The 22,534-nt window shown below is 47.0% G+C and carries 20 protein-coding genes; 13 read left to right on the top strand and 7 right to left on the bottom strand.

Annotation, left to right across the window (positions count from 1 at the left end; all coding sequences use genetic code 11):
• The first annotated feature begins 11 nt into the window (after nt 1-11).
• The 3 genes from RGU72_RS17655 to RGU72_RS17645 all read left to right on the top strand — a co-directional run bounded on the left by RGU72_RS17655 (nt 12) and on the right by RGU72_RS17645 (nt 4,749).
• Complete coding sequence (locus RGU72_RS17655) at nt 12-860, top strand: ComF family protein (RefSeq protein ID WP_322120990.1); 849 nt, start codon at nt 12-14, stop codon at nt 858-860.
• Nucleotides 861-921: 61 nt separating this feature from the next.
• Nucleotides 922-1,392: a tRNA (uridine(34)/cytosine(34)/5-carboxymethylaminomethyluridine(34)-2'-O)-methyltransferase TrmL gene (gene trmL, locus RGU72_RS17650; RefSeq protein ID WP_322120989.1), complete on the top strand. Its 471-nt coding sequence runs from the start codon at nt 922-924 to the stop codon at nt 1,390-1,392.
• 540 nt (nt 1,393-1,932) lie between these two features.
• Nucleotides 1,933-4,749 carry an EAL domain-containing protein gene (locus RGU72_RS17645; RefSeq protein WP_322120988.1) on the top strand — a complete coding sequence of 939 codons (2,817 nt, stop codon included), beginning with the start codon at nt 1,933-1,935 and terminating at the stop codon, nt 4,747-4,749.
• A gap of 139 nt (nt 4,750-4,888) precedes the next feature.
• On the opposite strand, the gene rfaE2 is transcribed toward RGU72_RS17645, so the two are convergent.
• Together rfaE2 and RGU72_RS17635 are read right to left on the bottom strand one after the other, a co-directional pair.
• Entirely contained in the window at nt 4,889-5,368 is a 480-nt protein-coding gene (gene rfaE2 / locus RGU72_RS17640; protein ID WP_322120987.1) for a D-glycero-beta-D-manno-heptose 1-phosphate adenylyltransferase, read from the bottom strand.
• 295 nt (nt 5,369-5,663) lie between these two features.
• Complete coding sequence (locus tag RGU72_RS17635) at nt 5,664-6,545, bottom strand: ferritin-like domain-containing protein (RefSeq protein ID WP_322120986.1); 882 nt, start codon at nt 6,543-6,545, stop codon at nt 5,664-5,666.
• Between the two features lie 264 nt (nt 6,546-6,809).
• Here RGU72_RS17635 and RGU72_RS17630 point away from each other — a divergent pair, with 264 nt between their 5' ends.
• The 8 genes from RGU72_RS17630 to RGU72_RS17595 all read left to right on the top strand — a co-directional run bounded on the left by RGU72_RS17630 (nt 6,810) and on the right by RGU72_RS17595 (nt 13,600).
• The gene (locus RGU72_RS17630) at nt 6,810-7,394 is read left to right on the top strand and encodes a glutathione peroxidase (protein WP_322120985.1); all 585 of its coding nucleotides are present in this window, start codon (nt 6,810-6,812) and stop codon (nt 7,392-7,394) included.
• A 300-nt stretch (nt 7,395-7,694) separates the two neighbouring features.
• A complete protein-coding gene (locus RGU72_RS17625; RefSeq protein ID WP_322120984.1) occupies nt 7,695-9,005 on the top strand; it encodes an NAD(P)/FAD-dependent oxidoreductase in 1,311 nt (436 codons plus the stop codon).
• Nucleotides 9,006-9,008: 3 nt separating this feature from the next.
• Complete coding sequence (locus RGU72_RS17620; RefSeq protein ID WP_322120983.1) at nt 9,009-9,821, top strand: DUF1365 domain-containing protein; 813 nt, start codon at nt 9,009-9,011, stop codon at nt 9,819-9,821.
• Nucleotides 9,818-11,056: a cyclopropane-fatty-acyl-phospholipid synthase family protein gene (locus RGU72_RS17615; RefSeq protein WP_322120982.1), complete on the top strand. Its 1,239-nt coding sequence runs from the start codon at nt 9,818-9,820 to the stop codon at nt 11,054-11,056. The genes RGU72_RS17620 and RGU72_RS17615 overlap by 4 nt, the downstream gene beginning before the upstream one ends.
• On the top strand, nt 11,053-11,646 hold the full coding sequence (locus RGU72_RS17610; RefSeq protein WP_322120981.1) for a chalcone isomerase family protein: 594 nt from the start codon (nt 11,053-11,055) through the stop codon (nt 11,644-11,646). The genes RGU72_RS17615 and RGU72_RS17610 overlap by 4 nt, the downstream gene beginning before the upstream one ends.
• Before the next feature lie 108 nt (nt 11,647-11,754).
• Nucleotides 11,755-12,333, top strand: coding sequence for a DUF3833 domain-containing protein (locus RGU72_RS17605; protein ID WP_322120980.1), 579 nt, complete (start codon nt 11,755-11,757; stop codon nt 12,331-12,333).
• Nucleotides 12,330-13,097 carry an SDR family NAD(P)-dependent oxidoreductase gene (locus RGU72_RS17600; protein WP_322120979.1) on the top strand — a complete coding sequence of 256 codons (768 nt, stop codon included), beginning with the start codon at nt 12,330-12,332 and terminating at the stop codon, nt 13,095-13,097. Before RGU72_RS17605 ends, RGU72_RS17600 begins: the two co-directional genes overlap by 4 nt.
• Entirely contained in the window at nt 13,094-13,600 is a 507-nt protein-coding gene (locus RGU72_RS17595; protein WP_322120978.1) for a nuclear transport factor 2 family protein, read from the top strand. The genes RGU72_RS17600 and RGU72_RS17595 overlap by 4 nt, the downstream gene beginning before the upstream one ends.
• 202 nt (nt 13,601-13,802) lie before the next feature.
• Here RGU72_RS17595 and RGU72_RS17590 read toward each other — a convergent pair whose 3' ends face one another.
• Both RGU72_RS17590 and RGU72_RS17585 read right to left on the bottom strand, forming a co-directional pair.
• Complete coding sequence (locus RGU72_RS17590) at nt 13,803-14,699, bottom strand: PhaM family polyhydroxyalkanoate granule multifunctional regulatory protein (RefSeq protein ID WP_322120977.1); 897 nt, start codon at nt 14,697-14,699, stop codon at nt 13,803-13,805.
• Between the two features lie 136 nt (nt 14,700-14,835).
• On the bottom strand, nt 14,836-16,227 hold the full coding sequence (locus RGU72_RS17585; RefSeq protein WP_322120976.1) for a branched-chain amino acid ABC transporter substrate-binding protein: 1,392 nt from the start codon (nt 16,225-16,227) through the stop codon (nt 14,836-14,838).
• A 262-nt stretch (nt 16,228-16,489) separates the two neighbouring features.
• Here RGU72_RS17585 and RGU72_RS17580 point away from each other — a divergent pair, with 262 nt between their 5' ends.
• A complete protein-coding gene (locus RGU72_RS17580) occupies nt 16,490-17,746 on the top strand; it encodes a DUF3108 domain-containing protein (protein WP_322120975.1) in 1,257 nt (418 codons plus the stop codon).
• An 11-nt stretch (nt 17,747-17,757) separates the two neighbouring features.
• The gene (locus tag RGU72_RS17575) at nt 17,758-18,567 is read left to right on the top strand and encodes a DUF3108 domain-containing protein (RefSeq protein ID WP_322120974.1); all 810 of its coding nucleotides are present in this window, start codon (nt 17,758-17,760) and stop codon (nt 18,565-18,567) included.
• Nucleotides 18,568-18,615: 48 nt separating this feature from the next.
• On the opposite strand, the gene RGU72_RS17570 is transcribed toward RGU72_RS17575, so the two are convergent.
• From RGU72_RS17570 to RGU72_RS17560, 3 genes are all read right to left on the bottom strand, one after another.
• Complete coding sequence (locus tag RGU72_RS17570; protein WP_322120973.1) at nt 18,616-19,461, bottom strand: substrate-binding periplasmic protein; 846 nt, start codon at nt 19,459-19,461, stop codon at nt 18,616-18,618.
• 282 nt (nt 19,462-19,743) lie between these two features.
• Nucleotides 19,744-21,312, bottom strand: coding sequence for a hypothetical protein (locus RGU72_RS17565; protein ID WP_322120972.1), 1,569 nt, complete (start codon nt 21,310-21,312; stop codon nt 19,744-19,746).
• Nucleotides 21,309-22,184, bottom strand: a complete 876-nt coding sequence (locus RGU72_RS17560; protein ID WP_322120971.1) for an ABC transporter ATP-binding protein — start codon at nt 22,182-22,184, stop codon at nt 21,309-21,311. The genes RGU72_RS17565 and RGU72_RS17560 overlap by 4 nt, the downstream gene beginning before the upstream one ends.
• Between the last annotated feature and the right edge of the window lie 350 nt (nt 22,185-22,534).

Raw genomic sequence — 22,534 nt, 5'->3', positions numbered from 1 at the left:
CAATTCGCCGCATGCCATCTATGCATTTCGCCAAAATAGCGACCACCATCAGCACACAGCTCGCAAAAACTGTCCAGTTTTTGCCGTCCTCGTGCGCGTTATGCGGCCTGCATCTGTCAAACAAGTCTGCAAGAAAATCTGAATTGATCTGTACCGATTGTTATGAGGATTTTTTCACTGCAAGCGTATCGCGTTGCAGCCAATGCGCGCTGCCGCTACTAACATCATTATTAACACCGCTACCGACATCATCAGATCAAATAGAGCAAAGCACGCAGACGGCTGCAATCGAAAAAACACCGTCTGGTGCAGTGCGCTGCGGCGAATGCATCGCAAACCCACCCAGCTTTGATCACACTGTCGTCGCCTGCAATTACGTAGCGCCCGTAGATCAATTAGCCCTGGCGCTCAAATTTGCACACCAGCTCATGTTAGCGCCGCTATTATCCGACTTGCTACGCGACGCGATTGTTCAAGATGCTAAAGGCGATTTACCTGATCTGCTGGCAGCGGTGCCGCTAGGCCAGCAAAGATTGATTGAGCGTGGCTTTAATCAGGCAGTTGAAATTGGCAAACCTTTATCTCGTCAGCTTGGCATTCCATTTTTACCCGACTTGCTGGAACGCACCCGCAACACTGCCCAACAAAGTAGCCTGCACCCTGATGAGAGACAAAAAAACGTCCGTAACGCCTTCATCCCGAACGAGCTATTGATCGAACAAATTTACGGTAAGCATATCGGCATCGTCGATGACGTCATGACCACCGGCACCACGCTGCATGAAATCGCTACTGTGTTAAAACGTTTTGGCGTACGTAGAATCAGCAATTATGTTTTTGCCCGAACCCTGCCCCACTAATACACTAACAAAACTAACATATTTATAGCGGCACAAAAAGCGCTGCTGAAAGGAAATCACCTTGTTCCACGTCGTTCTGGTCGAACCCGAAATCCCGCCGAATACCGGCAATATTATCCGTCTATGCGCCAATACAGGTGTGCAGTTGCACTTGATTGAACCTCTCGGCTTTCCGCTGGATGACAGCAAGATGAAGCGGGCTGGTCTGGATTATCACGACTACGCCACGATGAAAGTACATAAAAACTACGCCGCGTTTTTAGAGCAAGAGCAACCCGATCTGACGCGTATGTTTGCGATGACGACGCATGGCTCCTCCACCTTTGCCTCCGTACAGTTTCAGCCAGGTGATTATTTTGTATTTGGCGCAGAGACACGCGGATTAGCGCCCGAGCTACGCGCCTCCTTCCCGAGCGAGCAAAGAATACGGCTACCGATGCGCCCCGACAACCGTAGTCTCAATCTGTCCAACACGGTCGCCATCGTGGTGTATGAGGCATGGCGTCAAAACGGTTTTGCAGGCGGAGCCTGATCATCCAAATCCTGTCTAAAGATGCAGGAAATCATATACTCCCCACCATTTTTCACTAAATTGGCTGATTGTCCATACTTTATATGGACAACAAATAATACTGCATAGGAGTATGTATTTCTTGCCGGTACAGTTCAGCCTGAGAAATAGACGCTAAATTGCAAACAACGCGCTTTGTTTGATGCGATATATAACCTCATAGAAAGCAGTTTTCTTTTTTCAGCGGATATTAAAACGAGCAATGACGGAACGCATTAGTCAGTTTGGACCAGATCAAATAAGCTGCAACAAGTTAGATAGTTTTGAATAAACATCGCCCAAGCCAAAGCAAGATTCAAGCTGAGGCGGGCATCCCAACTATCTCTGCTAGTTTTGGCAAACTGCAACAACAAATCGTTTGAGTTGAAAAAGTATGTCTATTTACCAAGCGACGCGTTAATATTTATGCGGCAAGATCAGACCGCGACCCTTGAGCGTACTGAAGCATGATGGCGAAACACCAATGAGCACGACCGGACAGCAACCAATAAGGCGCCACAATTGAAAAATGTCGGTACATGGACTTGGAATGAAGAAGCGGAAGAATTCGTCTGGTCACCGCAGATGTGCGCGATCATGGGCCGCGATCCCGGCAAAGCACGGCTCTCCAAGGCTGAGGCTAAAAGTTTCTATCCCAGCGATATCTGGCAGCAATTGCAAGATGCCTTGCACAACACCGTGCGCCACGGCACGCCGTTCGAAATCGAATACCAACTGACCAGCGCCAAAGGCGAAATTCAGTGGTTACAACAGCGCGGCATTCTAAATACAGACAAACAACTTAGCAACGCCGCTGCGATCAAACATGCCAGTACGGTACGCGGCATGGTGGAAGACATCAGTACTACCAAACAGGTCAATCAACGCTTTCAAAATTCGAATCATGATCTGATGAATCTGATTGACGCCTTGCCTGTCTGTATCTCATATATCGACAAAGAGTATCGCTACCAGTTCGCCAATAAAACTTATGAGCGATGGTTTGGCTACGATAAAACCGAAGTGATTGGTCTGAAGGTGTCGGTCGTCGTCGGTGAGCAGGCATTTGAAAAATCACTCCCTCATCTTAGTCGCGCGCTCACCGGTGAATTTGTCTCTTTTGAAACGTATATGAAATACGTCACCGGCAATGACCGCTGGGTGACGATAGAACTCTACCCAGACATGGATATTGATGGCGTACGCGGTGTGTACGCTTTTGTGCAGGATATTTCTCAGCAAAAGAAAAGCGAAGAACAGTACAAGCAAAATGAAGAGCTATGGAAAATGGCGCTGGAAGTTTCAGGCGACGGGGTCTGGGATTGGTACCCGCAAACCGGGGTAGAGATACTCTCGCCAAGACTGAAAGAAATCTACGGCTACGGCGGCACCGACATTAATGACTTATCGGAAGAGCTAGACAAGCGCACTCACCCCGAAGATCTGGCACAAATGTACGCCGACCGTCAGGCGCATTTTGATGGCCTCACGCCGATTTATTTGAACGAACATCGGGTGCAATGCAAGGACGGTACCTGGAAGTGGATATTGACCCGCGGTACCGTCATACAACGTAATGCCCAAGGTTTGCCAGTACGCGTAATCGGTACCCATACCGATATCTCAGAACGTAAAAATGCAGAAACCGCCTTGCAGGAAAGTGCCGAACGTCTGCGCATGGCGCTGCTGGCAAATCATCAAGGTTTGTACGATCTGAATGTGCAAACCGGTGTCACCATCGTCAACGAAGAATATGCCAATATGCTTGGCTATACCGTTGCAGAAATGAATGAAACCAGCAACGCCTGGTTCGCTCGTCTGCATCCCGATGACGTAGATAAAGCAAGTACTATTTACCAGGATTATCTAGCCGGAAAAATCCCCGAATATCGCGTTGAAATTCGTCAAAAAACTCGCACTGGTGAATGGCGCTGGCTGCAATCCATCGGTACCATCGTAGAGCGTGATCATGACGGAAAGCCACTGCGCATGGTAGGTACGCACCTAGACATTACCGAGCGTAAAAATGCCGAGGCCATGATCTGGCAGCAAGCCAATATCGATACGCTGACCGGGTTGCCAAACCGCCGCATGTTTTATGACCGGCTTGAGCAAGATATCAAGAAAAGTAAGCGTAATGGCCGCTCACTAGCCGTACTATTTATTGATCTGGATCACTTCAAAGAAGTGAACGATACGCTAGGCCATTCTGTCGGCGATATCCTGCTGGTAGAAGCTGCCAAACGGCTGCTCACTTGCGTCAGAGAATCCGACACAGTCGCCCGATTAGGAGGCGATGAATTTACTGTTTCGCTTCCAGATCAACATAACCCGGAAGACGTAGAGCAGATCGCACAAAGCATTATCAAAAAAATGTCTAGCTCTTTTCAACTGGCGAACGAAGAAGTGTTTTTATCGGCCAGTATTGGCATTACCTTGTATCCAGATGATGCCGTCAGCCTAGACGACTTATTGAAGAACGCCGATCAGGCAATGTATGCAGCAAAGAATGCCGGTCGCAATCGTTTTAATTACTTTACACCCAGTCTGCAAGTTGCAGCATTGGCGCGACTGCGGTTGGGTAGCGATTTACGCATCGCCATCGCAGAGCAGCAACTCTCCGTGTATTTCCAACCAATTATTGACTTAAACACTGGGATCATCCAAAAAGCGGAAGCCTTAATACGCTGGCAGCACCCACAACGAGGCTTTATCAGCCCGCTGGAATTCATCGCCATTGCTGAGACCAGTGACTTGATTTTTGATATTGGCGAGACTGTTTTTAAAGCCTCAGTACGTTGGCTGCAACGCTGGAGAAACCTATATCCGGCGCAGAAGAATTTTCAAATCAGCATTAATCAATCACCGGTAGAATTCCAACGCGACGGTTCTCGTTATGCGAACTGGATTAATCATTTGCATGAAGCAGAGTTGCCCGGCCAGGCAATTACTATCGAAATTACTGAAGGCTTGCTATTGGACGCCAGCACCCTCGTCAGCGATAAGTTATTACAGTTCCGCGATGCAGGGATGCAAGTTGCGTTGGATGATTTTGGAACTGGTTATTCTTCGCTATCGTATCTAAAAAAATTCGACATCGATTACCTCAAAATTGATCAATCCTTTGTCCGTAACATGACACCAGGATCAAGCGATAGCGCCTTGGCAGAAGCTATTATTGTCATGGCACACAAGCTAGGATTAAAAGTGATTGCAGAAGGTGTAGAAACCGAAGAGCAGCGTGACTTATTAAAGCAAGCCGGATGTGATTTTGCGCAAGGCTATTTGTTTTCCAGACCGATACCGCCGGAGGATTTTGAGCGGCTACTGGCGGGTTGAAGTTTAAACCCAGATTGTCCATTAGACCGCTACCACTTCGCAGCAACGCAAATGGCATGTGCCGCGCAGAGCAATAACGCCACCGCGATTTAAGTGCGAGCGCTGCAACACAACTTGAATCGTCTTGCGCAGGTTCTATTTATTTTTGTGAGCGCACTCGCGCTAATAATTGGCTGGTAGAACGATCATGTTCAAATTCAATGGCAGCAACCTGACCACCATAGGCTAATACTGCCTGGCCTTCGGGGATGGCACTCATATCGTAATCGCCGCCTTTAACGTAGATGTCCGGGTGCGCCAGTTGCACCGCCTGCAAGGCAGTGTCGTCATCAAAATCCACGACCAGGCTGACCGCTTCCAACGCGGCTAATACCGCCATTCTGTCCTGAGATTGATTGACCGGCCTGTCATCGCCCTTGCCTAAGCGTCTGACCGATGCATCTGTGTTGACCGCCACCACCAAAGAACCACCTAACATGCGTGCTTGCGCCAGATAAGTGACGTGACCACGATGCAAAATATCAAATACACCGTTGGTCATTACGACCGGTTTTGGCAAGGCGGCGACGCGTTGTTGCAGATCAGCGAAGCTGGTGATTTTGTTCTCGAAATAGTCCATTTATTTTGCTATCGATTCAATCCATCGGCCAATGTCAGTAGGCAGAATGCTGATAAAAACGGATACCGGATAAGACTCCTGGTGCCAGATAATTTTCACGATTCCTGCAAACAACTGTCAATATACTCCCAGTATGTATATTTTAATCGTCCATATAAAAACTGGACAATAAGGCATTTTTTATAAAAATAATGGGGAGTATATTAAATATTTATAAAAAATAGCCGCAAAAAAATGCAGCTATTTTTAGTAAAACCAAATCAGATTCACGACCAGCCGAGGCTAGCCATCAATCTTAAACAGCGCCTGGCACCACGCCAGCCGCCAGCACCGCATTGTCACTCGCAGCCAACCTTTGTGACACTTCCTTACGATAGCGATTCAAATCTTGTACCGACTCAAAAGTACGCTCAAACAGTAGCGACATATTATGCAAAATACGTTCTATGACTTTCTTTTCCCACACGATATCAAAATTAATTTGCCCGTCTAACCAACGCTCCAGCCAATCAGGATCTGGCAAGCGGCTTTGTATGGTGTCATTAGGAAACAGCGATTGATTGACATGCAAATTGGTCGGATGCAAAGGCTTTTCCGTGCGGCGGGCTGATGCCATCAAGACGCCGATCTTGGCGAAAGCTGCACGCGCAGTATCGCCTGCTTCGCCCAAGGCTTTTTTCATATAGCGCAAATAGGCGCCGCCATGCCGTGCTTCATCCTGGCTAATGATTTTATAAATTTGTTTAATGACGGGTTCGGTGTGCCAGTCGGAGGCACAACGATACCAATGGTTTAAGCGAATCTCGCCGCAAAAATGCAGCATCAGGGTTTCTAGCGGTGGGGCAGGATCAAATTCAAAGCGAACTTTATCCAGCTCTTCCTCGGTTGGTACCAATTCCGGGTGGAAGCGACGCAGATACTCCATCAGGACCAAAGAATGCTTTTGCTCTTCAAAAAACCAGATGGACATAAAAGCGCAAAAATCGCTGTCGCCCCGGTTATCACGCAAAAACATTTCTGTGGCAGGCAATGCAGACCATTCGGTAATCGCGTTCATTTTGATGGTTTGCGCCTGTTCCAACGTCAACTTAGAAGCATCGTACTGATCCCACTTGATGTCGGTATCCATGTTCCAGCGGACTTGCTCTAAGGATTTAAACAGTTCTGGGTAAAGCATAATGACCCTTACAAAGTTACAGCAAAAATAAAAATATTTACTCGATTTTACCAGACAGATATGACTGCTTCACGACAAATAAAAATCGAAAGCGGGACATTCCTCAGATGAGCAAATCAGGATTTATCCACAAAAACATACTCTGAGATGGTGCAAATTCTGGGTCTACTTTCTGTTCATGTTGGGGTATGACAGAATTTTTCAACTTAATATAAGATACGCAAACCAAGTCAAATTGGATGTCATCGTAATCAAGGAGCATGTATGTCTTATTCTCACAAAATCAGCGGCGCATTATTATTCAGCTTGGTTGCTGGCATTTCTAGCGTTGCAATCCCGGATACTGCACTGGCAGACACTACCGCAAGTTGCCCTGCCGTGTTACACCATACGTTTAACCGCTTACAAGACGATGCGCCACAAGATCTTTGTCAGTACGCCGGCAAAGTGACTCTGGTTGTGAATACTGCCAGCTACTGCGGCTTTACCAGCCAATATCAAGGCTTGGAAGCGTTACACGCCAAATATAATCCTAAAGGCTTGGTTGTGCTCGGCTTTCCATCCAATGATTTTGGTCAGCAAGAACCAGGTAACAGCAAGGAAATCGCCGATTTTTGCTTTAATACCTACGGCGTGAAATTCCCGATGTTCTCTAAATCATCGGTCAAAGGAAAAGACGTCAATCCCTTGCATGCAGAATTAATCAAGGCAACCGGCACCACACCAAAATGGAATTTTTATAAATATCTGATCGATCGCAAAGGCAATGTCGTAGCGGCTTACTCCAGCGTGACTACGCCAGACGATAAAAAATTGGTCGCAGATATCGAAAAAGCGTTGGCGCAATAAGCTTAATTGCGGGTCGCAAAGTAAATAATCAGGGGCAAAACTATAAAGAACGGGTCATAGCAAAGATCGGTCAGTAATTAATGTATCGTTGTAAATATGGGTGCGCTAGAGCGTGCCCATTTTTATACGTGGAAATTAAACATAAAGATTCAGCAATCCGATCAGCGAATCAAAGATTGTCTTTGTGTAGGTAAATCATTGGAATTGAATCCGTTTACTCAAGTCATGCGTAAAAGACAGTAGAAGCAAAGTAACTTTGCAATTATATTAATAGACTACTACCTTCCTTGTTTGAATATGATGAAAATTGCAGTCATCGGTTCCGGCATCTCCGGCCTCTCTTGCGCTTATCGCTTATCCCAGGCGCAACATCACGTTAGCTTGTTTGAAGCCAATGATTATTTTGGTGGACACACGCACACCGTAGATGTGACCCTAGACGGCTGCACTTATGGTGTCGATACAGGGTTTTTAGTGTTTAACCACAAAACCTATCCCAATCTAGTCCAGCTATTTAAAGAACTTCAGATAGAAACCGTCGCTACCGACATGTCATTTTCGGTAAAAATGCCCATCGGCAAGCGGATGATGGAATGGGCGGGCGCCAATCTTGATACTGTTTTCGCACAACGTCGCAATTTGTTAAGCCCCGGCTTTTTGCGCATGCTAAGAGACATCTTACGTTTTAACAAGCAAACTACGGCGCTGGCCAATGCGGCGAAAGAAGCGGCAACAGCATCAGCTAACAGTAATAATGATTTTCAGCTTTCGCTCGGCGCTTTTTTAGATAAGCATCACTACAGCGCAGAATTCCGTTCCTGGTATTTACTGCCGATGGCGGCCTGCATCTGGTCTTGCCCTACCGCTGCGATGATGGCCTTTCCTTTGTCGTCGTTTGTACAGTTTTGCCACAATCATGGCTTGTTGCAAGTCAATGACAGACCGCGCTGGCAAACCGTCAAAGGCGGAGCTAAACACTATGTCGATCAAATGCTCAAAGAGCTACCAAATCGTTATCTAAACACGCCTGTTCTGGCGGTCCACCGCACACCCAAAAAGACGGTACAGATCCAGACCAAAGATGGTTTGCAAGAATTTGATCACGTCGTTTTAGCAACTCATAGCGACCAGAGCCTGCGCATGCTGGCAGACGCCTCCACCAACGAGCGGGCCATTTTATCGGCAGTCACTTATGAGCCCAACAGAGCGGTATTGCATACCGACGCCCGCTTTTTACCCGAGCAGAAAAAAGCCTGGTCGGCCTGGAATTACCAAAGTGAGAGCGGTGCCGAACCCAAGGTCTGCGTACATTATCTGATTAATCAATTGCAGCCTTTACCATTCAGTACACCAGTGATCGTGACCTTAAATCCGATCAGCGAGCCTGATCCGGCAAAAGTCTTGGCCAGCTTTGATTATGCGCATCCCGTGTTTGATCAAAAGGCCATACAAGCACAAACTCGCTTACACCAAATCCAAGGTCAGGCACACACCTGGTTTGCCGGTGCCTGGACTGGATATGGCTTTCATGAAGATGGCTTGAAATCAGGCTTAGCTGTCGCAGAGCAATTGCTGTCGCAGCATCAGCAACAAACTAGCAAGGCTGCCTGAACCATGGACACCAAGCTACCCGCTACCATCCAACTCTGTATAGGAGAGGTACGGCATCACCGTTTGCGTCCGGCGGCGAATCGTTTTAACTATGGCGTATTTTTTATCCGTGTGCCTTTGCGCTCTATGGAAAATGCAAGTGTCAGCGCCAGCCAAAACGGATGTCGCCTGTTCTCACGCAATCGTTTTAATCTGATGTCGTTCTACGATAAGGATCATGGCGATGGGCAGCAAACCTTGTTGGCGTGGATTGATCACTTACTCGCTTCAGAAAACATCACTGATGCAAGGGGTGAAATCTGGCTACAAAGTTTTCCAAGAGTATTAGGTTATGTATTTAACCCAGTCTCATTCTGGTTTTGCCATCGCGAAGATGGCGAATTGCGTGCCATCGTGTGTGAGGTACGCAATACCTATGGCGAAAAACATATTTACTTGCTAGATACTGGTACTGCACAAAAATATGGCCAGGAATTAAGCGCAAAAAAAATCTTCCATGTCTCCCCTTTTTGCGCGATAGAAGGCAAATACCGTTTTCGCTTTATGCAAGCGACGCGCCAGATCGGTGATGCAATTCGGTTACAGCACGTTGCACGAATTGATTATGACGACGACACCGGACCTTTGTTATTGACCAGTATCGCCGGTGGAGAAAACTCTCTCAGCAACCAACTCGTTGCGTGGGTTTTGCTGCGCTATCCCTTACTTACCTTCGGTATCGTCGCACGCATCCATTTACAAGCGCTTTATCTCTGGATAAAACGTGTTCCATTTTTCTCTAAACCTATTCCCCCTGCCAAAGAGGTAAGCCGATGAGCAGCCTGCATCCAACATTAAACCCAGACCAAGATCAAACTGCAGCGATCAATACAGCAGAGTTTCCAGCAGAGGCAAAATTTGTCCTTAGTCTGCTCAATAAGCTGCAACACGGTAGCCTGACTATCCAATTTCCTGATCAGCAAGTAGCGACTTTTGGCGATGGCAATCATCCAAAAATTCAATTACATATGAAAGATTGGCAGCTCTGCCGCTCGGTCTTAAAATCTGGCGATATCGGTTTTGCAGAAAGCTACATTGCGGGTAATTGGAGTACGCCACAACTACCTGCTTTGATAGAAATGATTTCACGCAATCGTCAGCAGTTAGAGTCCGTGATTTATGGCACATGGTGGGGTAACTTGCTGTATCGGGTGAAGCATTTTTTAAACCGTAACTCACGCTCTGGTAGCAAAAAAAATATTCATGCGCACTACGACATCGGCAATGATTTTTATCGCCTGTGGCTTGACCCTTCTATGACGTATTCCAGCGCCTTATTCTCCGGCGATAAAGTGGAAACTTTGCATGATGCGCAACTGGCAAAATACCGCCGCATCTTGCAACAATTAGAAGTCCATCCACAAGATAATATTCTGGAAATTGGCTGCGGCTGGGGCGGTTTTGCGGAGGTTGCCGCAACCGAGGCATTTGCGCATGTCACCGGACTGACGCTATCGACAGAACAACTCCATTTTGCGCAAGAGCGTTTGAAAAAAGCAGGCTTGCATGAAAAAAGTAAATTGCACATCCAGGACTATCGCGATGCTCATGGTAATTATGACGCAATCGCCTCGATTGAAATGTTTGAAGCCGTCGGTGAATCTTACTGGCCAAGCTATTTTGAATGCATCAGCCGCAATCTAAAAAAAGGTGGTCGTGCCTGCGTGCAAAGTATCGTGATTGCCGATGACTTGTTTGACCGTTATCGCAAAGGGACAGACTTTATTCAGCAATACATTTTCCCCGGCGGCATGCTGCCTTCGATACAAATCTTTAAACAATACGCGCAGGAACATGGTCTGGAAGTCGTTGATACTTTTACCTTTGGTCTTGACTACGCCAGAACTTTGCAAGAATGGCGTAGTGCCTTTATGGCCAAGTTAACAGAAATCAGGGCGCAAGGTTTTGACGACGAATTTTTCCGTACATGGGAATTTTATCTGGCCTATTGCGAAGCAGGCTTCCGCGCTCATAGTATTGATGTTGCACAGTTCACTTTGGTGAAAAAATGAGTCGCACGCATCCATCACGCTTACTGCGTGCTTTATTTTTGTTGCTATGCCCACTGCTACTCGCTAGCTCGGTGACCATGACAGCAATGGCAGCAATGGCGGCGGACTCAGAGCACATCAAAAAAGAAATCCCGCAAGCACATGCTTTGGGTAGTGGCACATTTCGCTGGTTCGGAATTGCGGTTTATGATGCTCAGTTGTGGGTTGGCAAAGATGGCTATACACCCGAGGCCAGCGGTAAATTAGGCCAGCAACCGCTAGCCCTGGATTTGACATATGCACGCTCACTGGTGGGCAGCAAAATTGCCGAAGCGAGTATTGAAGAGATTCAGAAGCTAAAATTAGGCACGGCAGATCAGCGCAAAATCTGGCTGGAGCAAATGCGAAAACTGTTTCCTGATGTAAAAGAAGGTAATCACATTACCGGCATTTTTATACCTGCCGAAGCAGCCCGGTTTTACTTAGATGGAAAGTTATTGGGTGAAATTAAAGACGCTGATTTTGCGAATGCTTTTTTTTCCATCTGGTTAGACAAAAAAACAACTGCTCCGGATTTGCGCCAAAAATTGCTGGCTGGCAGTAACGGCTAACATAGCTGATGCAGCTAATGCAGCTAATGCAGTAACCAAGGCATCTCCCAAAGCAACAAAATCGCCTCACTAAGCTTGGTCTATTTTTAATTTATCGAGGATATTCTGATGAACCTATTTTCCCGTTCCCTTATGCAAGGACTCAGTAAATTCAGCCGGCTAGCCATGGGTGTCTCCGTCGCCTTGTTGCTGAGCTCTTGCGCCAGCAGTTTTGAACCCTCCATGTACGCAACAGAAAAGCCAACATTAGAATTGACCCGTTACTTCAACGGTGTGGTTGATGCCTGGGGTATGTTCCAAGATCGCTCTGGCAAAATCGTGAAACGTTTTACCGTCGTCATGCATTGCAACTGGAATGGCGATACCGGCACACTGGATGAAGATTTTACTTACTCAGACGGTACCAAGCAAAAGCGCGTCTGGACTTTGAAAAAAACCTCTGAAACAACTTTTGTCGGCACCGCAGCCGATGTCGTGGGTGAAGCCAAAGGCGTCATTTCGGGTAATACTTTGCATTGGAATTATGTGCTCGCCTTGCCCGTAGACGGGAAAATTATCAATGTTGATTTTGATGATCTGATGGTATTAATGGACGACAAAATCATGCTGAACCGTGCCCTGATGAGCAAGTATGGCATCGCGCTAGGTAGCGTCACTCTGTCCTTTACTAAACGTGAGAGCAAATGAATCCACGCATAAGCGACTGGCGCGGAAAACACGTCTGGGTCATCGGTGCTTCCACTGGCATCGGCGCGGAGACCGCCAAGTTATTACTGCAAAAAGGCGCCAATGTGGCGCTGTCGGCGCGGCAAAAAACTACATTGGAACAAGTAGCCGCAGGTCATAGCGCGGCGATGATTTTGCCTGTCGATATCACCGACCATGCGACCTTGGTTGAGGCACACGCCAACTTAATACAAACATGGGGCAAGATAGATTTAGTCCTGGTAGTAGCAGGCGGTTACAACGCTATGCGGGCTGATGAATTTGATTTGCTTGCAGCGAATAAGCTGATCGATCTTAATCTGCGCGGAGTCTTAAATTGTCTGGATGTCGTCTTGCCGACCTTGCTACGACAAGGGCAAGGCGGGATTGGTATCGTCGGCTCGGTGGCGGGTTTATCGGGTCTGCCCAAAGCACTGATCTATGGACCGACCAAAGCAGCGATTATCAATTTATGTGAATCGCTGTATTTTGATCTACATCCTAAAAATATTGCGGTGTACCTGATCAGCCCCGGCTTTGTCAAAACCCCGCTGACTGCGGATAATGATTTTGAAATGCCTTCATTAATCACGGCAGAAGTTGCCGCGCAAGAGCTGGTGGCTGGCATAGAATTAGGGCAGTTTCATATCCATTTTCCAAAACGCTTTACGAACTGGCTCAGGTTTGCGCGTTTGCTGCCTTATCGCTGGTATTTTGCGTTGATCCATAAAACGACCGGACTATGAACGAGAACTCTTTTTCTGACGTTGACACTCTTACCGCGACTAAGGTAGCGGATAAGTTAGCGAATAAGGTAGTCACCTACGAAGAGGCGTTGAAAAAACTCATCGTTTTTTTTGAGACGCTCACACCCGATAGCAGCCAGCAAATCAGCGCGATTTATGCTGAAAAAGCTTACTTCAAAGATCCATTTAATGAAGTACAAGATGTGGCCGCTATTATCAAAATTTTTTCTCACATGTTCTCGCAAGTGAACCAGCCGCGGTTTAAAGTCCACACCCATATTTTGCAAGGCAACGAGGCATTTATCAGTTGGGATTTTCTGTTCACGATGAAACGGTTTTCCAGCGAATTACAGCGCATTAAAGGTGCAACGCATTTACGTTTTTTAGAAGATGGTCGCGTCAGTTATCACCGGGATTACTGGGATGCAGCAGAAGAATTATATGAAAAGCTGCCGATACTAGGAAGCCTGATGCGGGCATTAAAACGCGCCGCCAGAAATTGATCTGGACAGCGCCAAAGCAATATACTCCCCCTCATTGTTATAAAATATGCCTTATTGTCCAATGATTATATGGACAATTAAATATACATAGGGGCAGTATATTTTAAACTCTTCTATGATTTATGGCGCATATGCGGCTTTGTCTGGCAATTGATGGCATGTATATCAGCATGGGCTAAGCAGCCATCAAGCTTTATCAAGCTTACGTTGCAGTGCGTTTTTTTGCTGCTACCGTCGCCTTTTTTACTGCATTGACTTTGACTGGCGACTGCTTCGCTAATTTATCGACAGTGGCATTAGTCGCTGTGCCGGGTATAGTTTTGGCAGGGGTTTTAACGACTTTAATTTTCTTCGCTGCGGCTGTGGGTGTTGTTGCCGCTGCTGCAGCTACTACCTTCCCCGGTGCTTTTTTTACTGAGTTTTTAGGTGCGCTCTTGCTTGACGTTGAAGTGGCTTTTTTTGCTGCTTTTTCAGGCGTTGGCTCCTCCGATTCGCTTGCCATTGCTTTACTGACTGCTTGCTTAAATTGATCTTGCAGCAGGTTCCACCAGGCTGCCGGGTTGCTAAACCGGGTCGAACTATCAGTACCTGAGGCATCTTCTGCTGTGGCGTGCTGTGCCAGGGTATTGGGTATCGGGTCTGGAAGCGGCGCACTTGCTGGCAAAGGCATGCTGACAACGGGTGGCGGAGTTGGTTTAAATATGGGCGCGGCTTCAGAACTACCTTTGTTATTGCCAGAATCAGCGGGAGGATTAGGCCAGTAGTCACGCGTAGGCTTTGCTGCCTCGGGTGAGCTTGAAGGCGCGCTTGCCGCGCTCATGGTATTGGCGAAACTCTCGCTTAAAGAATTGAGTGCCGCAATCGTTGCACGCTGTACTTCTAGTGCTTGTATAGTGCCGCGCAACATGTTCATATTGACTGTCAACCAGGATTCTACGGTTTTCAGATCTTTGATTTTTTTATCTAAGTCGTCAATGGATACCGTCGGCGTGACCATCCCCGGAATATGCATGCCGCCCCATAGATTTTTGACGAAGGACAAGCTGTCATTCATCGACGCCATACCGGGAATCTCGCTGGTATTAAAAGGGGTAGTCATGGTGGTCTCCTGATGGTGTTGCTATCCGTAGTGCTATCTGTGTTGCTACCTGTAGTGCTATCGTTTTTTGAACATGCGGCGGATATGAATCCATCCAATGGGTCAAATCTACCGAGTCAAATTCAGCAGATCAAATTCAGTTGATCCGACTCATCTTGCATGAGGTCGGCAGTGCCGTCAATCGTGATGGGAAATAGCGCTCAGTTTTAAAGCCATAACCACTGCCTTCATTATCAAACCGCACTGCACCACGCATTGCATCAACATCTAAAGTTCCGCGGCTAGAGTCGCTACGTTTTTGCATCACAGATACATACAGGGGTTGTATCAGTTGATGGTCGCTGGCACGCATGCTAGCATCATGAAAACCGTTTTTAAAGCTGGCACCTTCCAAGGCTTTGGCGACGGCAGCGGCTTCTACACTCCCGGCTTTTTCAATCGCGGTGACGAGCATCCTGATCATCACCTGCATACGCAAATGCACATAATCATCCCGCGGATCGGGGTAGCGCTGGCGGAAGCTTTGATAAAACGCATCACTCTCAGCACCGCCCACATTGGGATGCCACTCTGCCACCGCACGTACCCGGCCAACTCCGGCATCAGCAATCGCGGCTGGTGCGCCTAAAGCATTGGCGTAAAAAGTATAAAACTTAATGTCCATGCCCGCCTCTTTCACCGCCTTGATTAACAAAGTCAGGTCGTTACCCCAATTGCCAGTGATCACCGTATCGGCACCACTGGCTTTGATCTTGGCAGCGTAAGGTGCAAAATCTTTGATCTTACCAATCGGATGCAAGTCTTCTCCTACTATTGCCATGTCTGGACGTTTTGCCGCCAGCATGCTGCGCGCAGCGCTTGCTACTTGCCTGCCGAAACTATAATCCTGGCCCACCAGATACACCTTTTTGGCATGCGCATCGTCCCGGATCACGTCGGTCAGCACGTTCATCCGCATGTCTGCATTGGCATCAAAACGAAAATGCCAAAAACTACATTTCTCATTCGTCAAACTTGGTTCTACTGCGGAATAATTCAAAAACAAAACCCGGTGCTGCGGCACACGCTGGTTATGCTTATTGATCGCATCCACCAAAGCAAGTGCCACGGCCGAGCTATTACCTTGTACGATAAACGGGATGTCCTGATCGGTAACATGCTTTAGCAAGGTCAGGCTATCTTCCACACCTTGCTTATTGTCAAAGGTAGATAAACTCAATGGATGCCTGCCATCCGGCAAACGCACGCCACCATATGCATTCACCTGCTCTATCGCTAATTGCAAGTTACGCACGACGGCCTCACCTGCATTGCTGAAAGCACCACTCAAGCCGTCTATCATGGCAATCCGTATCGGCGTGGTCTGCACTTTGTCCTTCGTCACTGAGGATAATTTAGAAGGTGGACTAGAAGCTGCATTAAAAGCACTGTCAGGAGCCGACAAGGCGGGTTGCGCTATGATGGAGGGTGACAACAGAACAACCAATAATGCAATCCAGCGAGAAACTTTTTTTGTTCTAAACAACATCAACAACCTCATTTTTGATACTTACTCAGAATCATTTCTGCTACCCATATTGCTATCAGCAATAGTGCTTTGCTTACATTTTACACGGCGACAGTCATCGTAAGTCGACGCTAGAACGTTTACCATAGAGCTTGATGTGAGCAAATGAACTAAGATCGTTTTGCTACCTCTATCTTAGGTATGTACCTGAGTTAATAAGTTATTGAGTTAATTCGCAAATTCAGTCCAATCAAATTCAACAGGCAATAGTGCTAAACGTAACATGACGTCCAATCTGCTGACACGACTACGCCCCGACCGTAAAATTTTTGCTTTTGTGCTTGCCGCAATCTTGCTGCATGTCATGGCATTGCATTGGATTAATTCGCTTCCGGATCAGATACCAGGTGTGGATATCAAAAATTCTGAGATAAAACCGAGCTTGTTATACGTCAATCAAATTCAGGCAAAAACTGAAGTTGCCACCAAAGTTGAGGCTAAGCCAGAAAAAGTGATTAAGCTTGAAAAAAAGCAAGCAATACCGCCTCCAGATCCACAACCAGACCCCTTGCCCTCGCAAGCGCAACAGCCTGCAGCAACGCCACCACTGCCAGGACAAATTGCCGATGGTAGTCAAGAAACTGCTATTTACGAAGCCACGGGAGGCTATCTGGCAGTGACTCCGATAAAAAATCCTGCGCCAAATCTGGCAGCATCTACATCAACTTTTGGGGCTGTAAATTCAACTACAGGTTCACCTACCGGCACAATTACAAGCGCTACTCCGCCGCCTGCGATCCCCTCTTTAGAGCAAGTAGCCAGTGCAACTAAAAATACTGGTACAGACAACCTTCCATCAGCACAATTTAAAGTAACCCCACCTCCATCAGCAGTACTAGAATTACAATTGGTCAGATCAGAGGCGAACGGCAGCCCCTTTTATGGTGTTGGCGAAATCAACTGGCATGTCAGCAATAACGCCTACAGCATGTCAGTAAGCGCGGGCTTAAATTTATTGGTAACCACCCTAAATTTGCTGAAAATCAATAGCGACGGCAAGATCACCGACGCTGGGATTGCGCCTGTCACTAGCAGCGAATCCAGACGCAATCGCTCAGAAACAGCGATCCACTTTAATTATGAGACTAAGTTAGTCAGTTTTTCATCTTCAAATAAATCAATACCGTTGGTTGATGGCTCGCAAGATAAAGCCTCGGTATTGATGCAACTGGCAGGCATAGGTTATGCCGATCCGACACAGTTTCGTGTCGGGCGAGAAATCGTCATCCAAGTAGCTGAAGAACGCGACGCGACTAACTTCCAATTCGTCATCGTTGGGCAAGAAGAGTTAAAAAACAAACTTGGTACATTGAATACTTGGCACGTAGTGCGTCCACCACGAGCGGGTGCCTACAATTCTCAGCTTGATATTTGGTTTGCACCAGATAAAAACTGGTATCCGGTACAAGTGCGCAACACAGAAAGCAACGGTGCAATCACTACACAGATTGTGACCAAAATTACGCCTCAATTAAATTAAGAAAGATAAATATGTACCTGAAACGTATCAACTTATTTGCCTCAACAATATCTATTCCGGCAGTTCCAAAATCTCGTCGCTTGCTCGTATTTGCAAGTCTGTGTTGCGGTATGGTTAGCGGAATATTCAGCACAGCAAGCTTGGCTGATACACCGGCTAAGTCTAGTATTAATTTGCCTCCTTCTGCGACCTTGGAATACACCATCAAAGCGAAGCAAAGTGGTATCACACTCAGCGGTGACGCGAGTGTGATGTGGAAAACAGGCAATCAAAGATATAGCATCATCACGGAAACTCGTGCCATGTTAATCGGAAAAATTCTGGATGTTAGTAGCGTGGGCGGCGTCGATAGCTATGGTTTAGCACCAGAAAAATTTAATGAAAAACGCCTAGGAAAACCAGAAACTATTACTAACTTCAACCGCAAAGGCGATAAAAAAAGTATCACTTTTAGTGAGTCAGCAGAACGCTATCCGATCAAAGGTGGAGAACAAGATCGTAGCAGTGCGACCTGGCAACTAGTAGGACTAGCACGCGCTGCCGGTGACAAATTTAAGCCCGGCAGTGAATGGAAAATGTTTGTTGCAGGCAGACGCGACGCAGAAACCTGGTCCTTCAAAGTCATGCAACGCGAAACTCTAGCTACAGGGATGGGCAATCTAATGACCGTTCACGTCGTTAAATTGCCACCACCGAATTCTAAAAGCCAGCATATAGATTTGTGGTTGGCACCAGCTTTGGAATGGTATCCCGTACGTGTCCTGTTTAGCGATGTTGACGGGGATTATATTGAACAACTCATCGGACAAATAAAAAAATAAAACCTATCTTATTTACTTGCGTATTTATTTGCTTGTTCGCAGTATCACTCACTTAATCAAGACAGGATGAGCGCGCCATTCAGTGTTCGCTTGTTCTATCGCCTGCTCGACAAATTTCTCTTTAATCAATTTGTCTAATTCTTTGTTAAAGGCGCTTAAATAGCTAGTACAAGGACTTTGAGTAACAAATCCCGCCATATTGGGAACATCGCTCAAGTACGGATATAAGGCAATAATTTTTTGATCCGTCGCAGCAGAGATGAGTAGCGCTCTGCCGGGATAAAAACCGGTTACGACATAATCAAATCGATCCGCTGCCAGCATTTTAAAACTGGTTTCAAGATCATTCGCTTCCTGGATTTTTAGATTGTTTTTGAGGAAGCTATCAAACGGCTCGCCAAAGCGGTTACCTCTGGCAACGCCGCCGCGAAATCCCGCCAAATCAGCCCATTTAGTCACATTAATACGTTTGTCTGCACGGACAAAAGCAGCTACCGGATTCAGCATGACCGTATTACTAAAGCTAAGATAAGCACGGCGCTCTGGATTGTCTTTTAAGGTCACAACCAGATCAATCGCGCCACTTTGCGCCGCGGCCAAGACCCGGTTAAACGGTCCAAGATAACGAATCTCGTAAGGCACACCAAGATCAGTGAAAATCCGTTTGGCAACGGCAATACTAGCACCACGCATTGTGCTGCCGTCATACCAATGCAAGGGGGGGTAGGCAGGATCTGCAGAGATAATGATCTTCTCGCAGACCCCAAGCGCCATGCATTCCGTGCTGGCGGCTATACCAAAAGCGATCACAAAAGCTACAGCCATCCAATGCGAGAAGCCATGACGCAAGTGTTGGCAAGTCATACGACGTTGTCTCTCTGGTTCTGTCTGCATGTAAACTTAATCCTATCCCTGGGACAGATGTCTCATGATTTTTATCATGGCTTTGTTGTAATGTTTATACCATCATAGGACACCGTTCGAGTAACTGCAACTACACTGACGCCTTTATATTTGGATGATTACTCGCATGTTGGTCAGAATGTCGGATCGCACTTAAATATTACTCCCCCTATGTATATTTTTATTGCCCATAATTCTATTGGACAATCGGCCTTATTTTATAAAATATAGGGGGAGTATATTAAATTTGCCCTAAAAATGCTTGAACGCAGGTCATGCTACTCGCCAACGATTGTAGCCCTTAGCAAATACACACATAATCAAACCAAACAGAGATTGCATCACAACCGATGACATCGTTGCGACCCCATTAGCACCAACTACGTCCAGAAACGGGACATCTTTAATCTGCGTGGCAAGGTATAAGCCAAATAGAAATAGAGCAATAAAAGTTCTGGAAGTTCTGGTTATCCGTCCCAACAAATTGGCAATGGCAGCAATCGCAACAATTCCACTGACCAAGCTGACCGCGCGCAACATATCGTGGCCAGCCCAACGCACAATTACCGGAGCAGTTAATAGCAAGCCGAGTAAGCAGCTGGCAACAATTTGCCGCCAGTAGCGCATCGACGCACCACCCATGACTGCGGCTGTCATGCTCTCAGTATCCGACTGGTAATCACGCACACTCAGGTCACTGATTTGTACGCCCCAAAATGCCACCACAATCAGGACAAAGCCACCTAGCAGTGCGCTGCCCACGGTGCAACCCGCCAATATTGCGAATATAAGTCCAGCGCTCATGATGGGACTCGACGCCAGGCTCAAAGCCAGCTCCGCTACGACCTGACCGGCAAAGCCAGGTAGGCTGGCAGCCAAAGCAAATAGCGGTCGTGTGAGTTTGGTCAGTGGACGCAACAAGCGGTTGGCAAACCCAATCAAAGACCAAGACTGGCGGCGGACAGAAAGCTTGATTTTGTCCGGAGAAAACCGATGGAACAAGGCGATCGCCAGCAGCACAGGCAATGCCGCGATCACTCCACCAGCAATGCGCGTCAGCACTACCGTTGTTGACCAGAACTCGCCCTCTAACACCACAGGAGGCAAGGTCTTATCAAAATCAGAAATACCAATAGAAAAATGCGAGGTATGAAACATCGCCAGAAACCCTAGATTGGATGTCGCCACTCCAGAAAAATCAAATATCATTGCCGGCGTCCATGATGTGACGGAGCCATGATCAGCAATTACAATCGGTACTGTGCTTTGCAGCATCCACACAAAAAAATACGCGACGTCACCGGCCTTGCCAGATAAAGGGGCAAACGCTTCGCAAAATAAAGCCATGCTGCAGGCGAATATGACGGAAGGGAAAAATACGATTACATAGGTTTTCAGATACACCAGCAACTGTATCGGCCCTTCGCCACGCAACAAATGCAAGACCAGAATAGTGGCCAGCAATGCCAATATCAGCACACACAAATAAGCGACTGCACCCAGCCAGCGCCCTATTAAAAATACGCTGTTACTGATGGGCATCGTCGCCAGCACACTGCCGCAGCCGCTACGAAAATCGTCGTTCATACGACCACGTACCAGGTAAAAACCACCCAGACCAAAAAATAAATTCGCCAGTAAAGAGCTACCCAGCGCCAGGCATAAACTGTTGTAAACCACCCTCGCATCGCCTACGGATATCAATACCGAACCGCTAATCGGATCTGCAATCATCATCCAGGTAATCGCGACCACCGCCAAGATCGCGACGATGCTACTGATGCGGCGGGTACGCAAGCGCACTTCACTTTGTATCATCGTCCACAAAACATAGGCGGTCATGCTGCCAGCTCCTGAATCGCATACTGCTGTGCCATCAAGGCTTCTTCCAGACTAGGCTCCGCAACCAGTGCGCCATTACAAGGTGAATGCGGATGCGCAATCCGCAAGTGGATCTGGGATTCATGTCTTTGTACCTGAAGTACCTGAACACGCTTGCTCAGCAACTCATATTCCTGAGTGTTTACTGTGGCTGACCAGATGTGGCCGCGCCCATGTTTTACAAAACTATCCGGGGTATCGTAAGCGATCAATTTACCCTTGCGCATGATCGCCAGATGGCTTGCCATGTTCTCAATGTCGGAGACAATATGGGTCGATAAAATCACTAATTTTTTAAAGCCGATTTCTGACAATAGCTGGCGAAACCGTAATCGCTCTTCCGGGTCCAGACCTGCTGTCGGCTCATCGACAATCAAGATATCAGGATCATTCAGCAAAGCTTGTGCAATCCCGAGGCGACGGCGCATACCACCTGAAAACGTCGAGGCATAGCGATGCGCATGCTCATGCAAATTGACCATCTCCAGCAATTGTCTGATCCTGCTACCAGACGGATCGCGGACACCCTTTAAGGCTGCAAAATACTGCAAAAATTCTAGCGCGCTCAGGTTGGGGTAGACGCCAAAGTCTTGCGGCAAAAAGCCTAAGCGCTGGCGTATCGCATTCGGCTTTTTGGCAATATCAATCCCGTCAAATAAAATTTGACCACTAGTCGGCTTGGTCAATGTCGCTATCATCTGCATCAGCGACGTCTTGCCAGCACCGTTATGACCGATCAGTCCCAGCACGCCGCTGCTCAACTGCATAGAAACATCATCAACCGCCGTCACAGTCTTGTTATAGGTTTTTACGACATTGTGGAGTTCTAGCATGGCGTTTACTCGTCTTTTCAATTTAGGATGGAAATCAGAATAAATGGGATGCACCAAATGCTCCAGCGCTACAAGACAAAGTGCAAAGATCGGGGAACAAAACGATAAATTCAGGGCATCAGCAGTTTGGTCGATGATGGTCAGAAGAGTTGGACAGCGATTTTCTATATCGTTGTACGCAAGTGACAAGCGCTTGCAATTGACGATGTTTAACTATGGAGAACATAGCAATCTGATATGCTCTTCATCAAGTTAGCGATAAATTTACCGTTATGATTTGTGAGTAATTTTGAGTCACTACGTCATCAAGCGATTTTTAATAGAATTAATTTCCATGCAGAAATTAATTC

The sequence above is a fragment of the Undibacterium sp. 5I1 genome (genome assembly GCF_034314085.1).
Taxonomy (GTDB): Bacteria; Pseudomonadota; Gammaproteobacteria; order Burkholderiales; family Burkholderiaceae_D; genus Undibacterium.
Note: the sequence above shows the minus strand (reverse complement) of the source record. Positions and strands in the feature narration are given on the sequence as shown.